Raw genomic sequence first — 6,539 nt, 5'->3', positions numbered from 1 at the left:
GCTGCCGACGGAACGTTCCGTCGGCAGCCGCCGCGCACACACAGATACCCTTGACACGTGACCGACGCCCAAGAGACCGCAGCAGACACATCACTGCGAACCACCGGGGGCGCTCCCCCGGACGACGTCGCCCCGGCGCCGATCCCCTTGCTCGAACCGCGCGAGGGCATTCCGCCAGTGGTGGCGTCCGACGACGCCCTGGCCGGGGTGATCGCCGCATTCGCCGCGGGCTCGGGCCCGGTGGCCGTGGACGCCGAGCGGGCGTCCGGCTACCGCTACGGCCAGCGCGCCTACCTCGTACAGCTGCGGCGCGAGGGGGCGGGCAGCGCGCTCGTCGACCCCGTCGGCTGCCCCGACCTGTCCGGGCTGGGCGAGGCCCTGCGCGGCACCGAGTGGATCCTGCACGCGGCGACGCAGGACCTGCCCTGTCTGCGGGAGATAGGGATGACTCCGACCGGACTCTTCGATACCGAGCTGGCCGGGCGACTGGCCGGCTTCCCGCGGGTCGGCCTCGGCGCGATGGTCGAGAGTGTCCTCGGCTACTCGCTGGAGAAGGGCCACTCCGCCGTCGACTGGTCCACCCGCCCGCTGCCCGAACCCTGGCTGCGCTACGCGGCGCTCGACGTCGAGCTCCTCATCGACCTGCGCGACGCCCTGGAGGACGAGCTCGACCGGCAGGGCAAGCTGGAATGGGCCCGGGAGGAGTTCGCCGCCATCGCCGCGGCGCCGCCCGCTCCCCCGCGCCAGGACCCGTGGCGCCGCACCTCCGGGATGCACAAGGTCCGCCGCCGCCGGCAGATGGCGGTGGTACGGGAGCTGTGGAACACCCGCGACCAGATCGCCCGGCGGCGGGACGTCTCGCCCGGCAAGGTGCTCGGCGACGCGGCGATCGTCGAGGCCGCGCTCGCGCTGCCGCCCAACGCGCACGCCCTGATGGCCCTGCCCGGCTTCGGCCCGCGCATGGGCCGGCGCCAGCTGGAGCAGTGGCAGGCCGCCGTCGACCGGGCCAAGGCGCTGCCCGACACGGAGCTGCCGCAGCCCGGCCAGGCCCTCGCCGGTCCGCCGCCGCCGCGCGCCTGGGCCGACAAGGACCCGGCCGCGGCGGCCCGGCTCTCGGCGGCCCGCGCCGCGGTCTCCGCGCTCGCGGAGCGGCTGCACCTGCCGCAGGAGAACCTGATCACGCCGGACACCGTGCGCCGGGTCTGCTGGGAGCCGCCGAAGAACCCGACGCCGGAGACGGTGGAATCCGCGCTGGCCGGGTACGGTGCGCGGCACTGGCAGATCGAGCAGGTGGCCCCGCTCCTGTACCGCGCGCTCACGCAGCCCGCGTAACGCAGAGGCCAGGGGTGTGCCGGAGGGGCGTATTCACGCCAGCTTCGGCACGGCTCCGGGGGTACCTCGAATGGCCCGTACGGACTCGCGAACGAGTCCGTACGGGCCATTCGCCGTGTGCGGGGCGGCCTTCGCCGGGCAATTTCCGCGTGTGACCTTCGCCGCTCCCGCCCCAGGGGGTGGGCAGCCTGGTTACCCGCAAGTAGCATGACCGGAGCGGCGCGCCCCGGCGCGCCCCGCAGCAGTGCCATCCCGCACCCTGGAGGAGAGCCATCGTGCCTCGTACCATCCGGGACGTCGTCTTCGTCGACGGCGTCCGCACCCCGTTCGGCAAGGCGGGCCCGAAGGGCATCTACCACGAGACCCGCGCCGACGATCTCGTCGTGAAGGCCATCCGGGAGCTGCTGCGCCGCAACCCGGACCTGGACCCCAAGAAGATCGACGAGGTCGCCATCGCCGCGACCACGCAGATCGGCGACCAGGGCCTCACGCTCGGCCGCACCGCCGGAATCCTGGCCGGGCTGCCGCAGTCCGTCCCCGGTTACTCCATCGACCGCATGTGCGCGGGCGCCCTGACCGCCGTCACCTCCACGGCCGGCTCCATCGCCTTCGGCGCGTACGACGTCGTCGTCGCCGGTGGCGTCGAGCACATGGGCCGTCACCCGATGGGCGAGGGCGTGGACCCGAACCCGCGGTTCGTGTCGGAGAAGCTGGTCGACGAGTCCGCCCTCTTCATGGGCATGACCGCGGAGAACCTGCACGACCGGTACCCGACGATCACCAAGGAGCGCGCCGACGCGTACGCGGTGCGTTCGCAGGAGAAGGCCGCCAAGGCGTACGCCGACGGCAGGATCCAGCAGGACCTGGTGCCCGTCTCGGTGCGCCGCACGAACCCGGAGGCCGGTGAGACGGGCTGGGGCCTGGTCACCGCCGACGAGCCGATGCGGCCGGGCACCACCATGGAGTCCCTGGCGAACCTGAAGACCCCCTTCCGCGCCCACGGCCGCGTCACGGCCGGTAACGCCGCGGGGCTCAACGACGGCGCCACCGCCTCCCTGCTCGCCGCCGAGGACGTCGCGCGCGAGCTGGGCCTCCCGGTCAGGATGCGTCTCGTCTCCTACGCCTTCGCGGGCGTCGAGCCGGAGGTCATGGGCTACGGCCCGATCCCGGCCACGGAGAAGGCCCTCGCCAAGGCCGGCCTGTCCATCTCGGACATCGGTCTCTTCGAGATCAACGAGGCGTTCGCCGTACAGGTGCTGGCGTTCCTGGAGCACTACGGCATCGCCGACGACGACGCCCGCGTCAACCAGTACGGCGGCGCGATCGCCTACGGCCACCCGCTGGCCTCCTCCGGTGTCCGGCTGATGACGCAGCTGGCCCGCCAGTTCGAGGAGCAGCCCGAGGTCCGCTACGGCCTGACGACCATGTGCGTCGGCTTCGGCATGGGCGCGACGGTCGTCTGGGAGAACCCGCACTTCGAGAACGCCGGAGGCGACAAGTGAGCACCACCACCGCTGAGCTTCTGAAGGGTGCGGCCGAGCTGTTCCCGGGCGAGGTCGTCACCCAGGCGCACGTGCGCCACCTGGACCTGCCGGCCGGTGCGGGGCGCTTCGCCCTCATCACGCTGGACAACGGCCTGGACCACACCAAGCCGACCACCTTCGGGCCGCAGTCGCTGGCGAACCTCAACGCCGCGATCGACCAGGTCGAGAAGGAGGCCGCCGAGGGCGCGATCACCGGCGTCGGCATCACCGGCAAGCCGTTCATCTTCGCGGTCGGCGCCGACCTCAAGGGCGTCGAGCTGCTCAAGGAGCACAAGGACGCGCTGGCCATCGGCAAGGGCGGCCACGACGTCTTCCGCCGGCTCTCCGGCCTCGCGGTCCCCACGTTCGCGTACTACAACGGCGCGGCGATGGGCGGCGGTGTCGAGGTCGGGCTGCACTGCTCCTACCGCACCGTCTCCAAGGCGGTGCCCGCTTTCTCGCTGCCCGAGGTCTTCCTCGGCCTGGTGCCCGGCTGGGGCGGCTGCGCGCTGCTGCCGAACCTGATCGGCGCCGACCGCGCGGTCTCGGTGATCATCGAGAACTCGCTGAACCAGAACCGCCAGCTCAAGGGCGGGCAGGTCTTCGAGCTGGGCATCGCGGACGCGCTGTTCGAGGGTGCGGACTTCCTGGAGCGGTCGCTGGTGTGGACCGCCGACGTGCTCAACGGCACGGTCACGGTCGAGCGCCCCGACGTCGACCGCGGCGAGGCCTGGGACCGGGCCGTCGCGCGCGGCCGGGCCATCGCCGACTCCAAGGTGCACGGCGCGGCCCCGGCCGCGTACCGCGCGCTGGAGATCATCGCCGCGGCCAAGGACGGCGACCTGTCGGCCGGCTTCGACCGCGAGGACCAGGCCCTGGCGGACCTGATCATGGGCGGCGAGCTGCGCTCCGGGATCTACTCGTTCAACCTGGTCCAGAAGCGCGCCAAGCGCCCGGCCGGCGCCCCGGACAAGAACCTGGCCCGCCCGGTCACCAAGGTCGGCGTGGTGGGCGCGGGCCTGATGGCCAGCCAGCTCGCCCTGCTGTTCCTGCGCCGCCTGGAGGTGCCGGTCGTACTGACCGACATCGACCAGGAGCGCGTCGACAAGGGCGTGGGCTACGTCCACGCCGAGATCGAGAAGCTGCTCGGCAAGGGCCGGATCAACCAGGACAAGGCCAACCGCCTGAAGGCCCTGGTCTCCGGTGTGCTGGACAAGGCGGAGGGCTTCTCCGACGCCGACTTCATCATCGAGGCGGTCTTCGAGGAGATCGGCGTCAAGCAGCAGGTGTTCGCGGAGGTCGAGGCGGTCGCCCCGGCGCACGCCATCCTCGCCACCAACACCTCGTCCCTCTCGGTCACCGAGATGGCGTCGAAGCTGCAGCACCCGGAACGGGTCGTCGGCTTCCACTTCTTCAACCCGGTCGCGATCCTCCCGCTGCTGGAGATCGTGCGCGGCGAGAAGACCGACGACGCCTCGCTGGCCACCGCCTTCGGTGTGGCCCGCAAGCTGAAGAAGACCGCGGTGCTGGTGAAGGACGCCCCGGCGTTCGTCGTCAACCGCATCCTCACCCGCTTCATGGGCGAGATCCAGAACGTCATCGACGAGGGCACCCCGGTCGGGACCGCGGAGAAGGCGATCGAGCCGCTCGGCCTGCCGATGTCCCCGCTGGTGCTCCTGGAGCTGGTCGGCCCGGCGATCGGCCTGCACGTCTCCGAGACCCTGAACCGCGCCTTCCCGGAGCGCTTCACCGTCTCCGAGAACCTCGCGGCCGTGGTCAAGGCCGGCAAGCGCGGCTTCTACGTCTACGACTCCGGGAAGCCGGAGCTGGACCCGGAGGTCGCCGCCCTCCTCAAGCAGGGCGACACCGTCCTGACCGAGGAGCAGGTCCGCGACCGCGTCCTGGACGCGGTGGCGCAGGAGATCGGCCTGATGCTGGACGAGGGCGTCGTCGCCGAGGCCCAGGACATCGACCTCTGCCTCATCACGGGCGCGGGCTGGCCCTTCCACCTGGGCGGCATCACGCCGTACCTGGACCGTGAGGGCGTCTCGGAGCGCGTGAACGGCAAGAAGTTCCTGGCGGCGGGCGTGGCGAGCGTTCCGGCGTAGGGGGTTCGCTCGGCGAGCGTTTCCGGCGCAGGACGTTCGCCCGACGGGGCGGGCCGTACGGGATCCTTCCCGTACGGCCCGTTCCCGTGTCCGGGCTGTCAGGGTGCGATGCGCCGTGGGACGACGACGAGCGCGTTGGAGACCTTGCGCTGCCGCTCCTCGTCCGTGTCGCCGGGGTCCGAGGGGCTGTTGCGGACCTTGTCCCGGACCACCATGGTGCTGGAGCCGCCACCGTCGAGGTTGATGGCGTCCTCGGCGCCCAGGGACACCAGGATGCCGGCCGCCTCGGTCAGGGTGACGCCCTCGCTGACGCCCGGCCGACGGCCGTCGAACACGACGAGCAGGAGGGTGCCGTCCGGCCGGATGCCGGCGACCGTGCGGGGCGAGCGGCTGCTGACGGCCGCCCGGGAGACCCCGTTGGCGGCTGCGTTGATCCAGGTCCGGCCGTGGCGCACGAGCGCGGGTCCGGCTCCGACGATCGAAGCGCCGGAGGTGTCCACCGCCCGGCCGTCCGGGTCCGTCACGTGGGACTCGACGGTGAGGGCGCGACCCGTCCTCGCGTGCTCCCGGAGCCAGCCGGCCGCGGAACCGATGCCCACCAGGCTCCGCCCGCCCGCCGGAACCGTGCCGCCCGAGGGACTGCGGACGGCCGTCACCGTGCCCGTCGCGTCCAGCACCGCCTCGACGCTGTGCCGCTCGGCGCCCGGAGTCGGTACGCCCCACTGGGCGGGGAAGTCGACGAGTTCGTCCGGGTCGAAGCAGACGCGTCCCGGCAGCGGGTCCCCGGTCCGCGCGCCGGTGTCGGTGCGCCGGTCCCCGCCCACGCCTCCGCAGCCGACGATCCGCCCCGGCACCCGGTCGGTGCCGTCCACGACAGCGCGGGCGCCGTCGGACGAGGTGACGTACGTGGCGGACCGCAGCTCGGTGATCCGGGGCCGCTCCCCGCGTCCCGGCAGGATCAGCGCGGTACGCCCGTTGGTGGCCTCGCTGAGGAGGGCGCCGTCGGAGACGTAGAGGCCCAGCGGGTCGCCCTTGTAGCGCGTGGAGTCCGTGTCGAAGTAGGTGCCGTTCACAGCGGCGACCGCGTGGGCCCGGCGGGCGAGGCCGAGGACCGTATCGGTCGTCGCCACCGCGCCGCCGTGGCCGGTCCGTACGTCGACGGGGGCGTCCGGTGCCACGGCCAGCACGCTGACCCGGACCGGGCTGCCGTCCGCCAGCCTGCGCACCGACTGCCGGAATGTGATGCCGTCAGGAAGGTCTTCCGCCGACTGCGAGCTGCCGGCGGACGGCCGGAGGGCCCGCGCGTCACGGGTGTCCGGGCCCGCGCCGGTCTGTGCGGTGCACGCGGCGGTCAGGAGGGCGAGCAGGAGCGCAGGTGTCCGCGCAGCCCGTCGTCCGTTCATGTCCCACTCCCCTGCCCCGGACAACGAACAGGATCTGTCCGGGTACCGCGCGGGGATTCGCCTTGGATACCAGTCATATGACGGTTCGGATGCTATCAACAACGCGCCCGTCACCGGTGGGGTCATTCGTGATGAATTCGGGCTCGACTGACGGCGCGAGGGCCGGATAGACT

General features: G+C 72.5%; 4 protein-coding genes. 3 read left to right on the top strand and 1 reads right to left on the bottom strand.

The genetic code is table 11. From position 1 onward, the window contains the following. Positions 1-57: 57 nt before the first annotated feature. From ABZ564_RS23175 to ABZ564_RS23165, 3 genes are all read left to right on the top strand, one after another. The gene (locus ABZ564_RS23175; RefSeq protein ID WP_360859617.1) at positions 58-1,332 is read left to right on the top strand and encodes a ribonuclease D; all 1,275 of its coding nucleotides are present in this window, start codon (positions 58-60) and stop codon (positions 1,330-1,332) included. A gap of 275 nt (positions 1,333-1,607) precedes the next feature. Further along, a complete protein-coding gene (locus tag ABZ564_RS23170) occupies positions 1,608-2,834 on the top strand; it encodes an acetyl-CoA C-acyltransferase (RefSeq protein ID WP_360859614.1) in 1,227 nt (408 codons plus the stop codon). After that, on the top strand, positions 2,831-4,963 hold the full coding sequence (locus ABZ564_RS23165) for a 3-hydroxyacyl-CoA dehydrogenase NAD-binding domain-containing protein (RefSeq protein WP_360859611.1): 2,133 nt from the start codon (positions 2,831-2,833) through the stop codon (positions 4,961-4,963). Before ABZ564_RS23170 ends, ABZ564_RS23165 begins: the two co-directional genes overlap by 4 nt. A gap of 98 nt (positions 4,964-5,061) precedes the next feature. Here the strand turns inward: ABZ564_RS23165 and ABZ564_RS23160 are convergent, their stop codons facing one another. After that, positions 5,062-6,366 (bottom strand): phosphodiester glycosidase family protein, encoded by a 1,305-nt coding sequence (locus ABZ564_RS23160; protein WP_360859608.1) that lies wholly within the window; start codon positions 6,364-6,366, stop codon positions 5,062-5,064. Positions 6,367-6,539 lie beyond the last annotated feature (173 nt).

This window comes from Streptomyces sp. NPDC019224 (assembly GCF_040632605.1).
GTDB lineage: Bacteria > Actinomycetota > Actinomycetes > Streptomycetales > Streptomycetaceae > Streptomyces.
Note: the sequence above shows the minus strand (reverse complement) of the source record. Positions and strands in the feature narration are given on the sequence as shown.

Coding starts and splice junctions, on each gene's coding strand:
- ABZ564_RS23160 (WP_360859608.1), bottom strand. CDS start 6,366: ATGAACGGACGACGGGCTGCGCGGACACCTGCGCTCCTGCTCGCCCTC.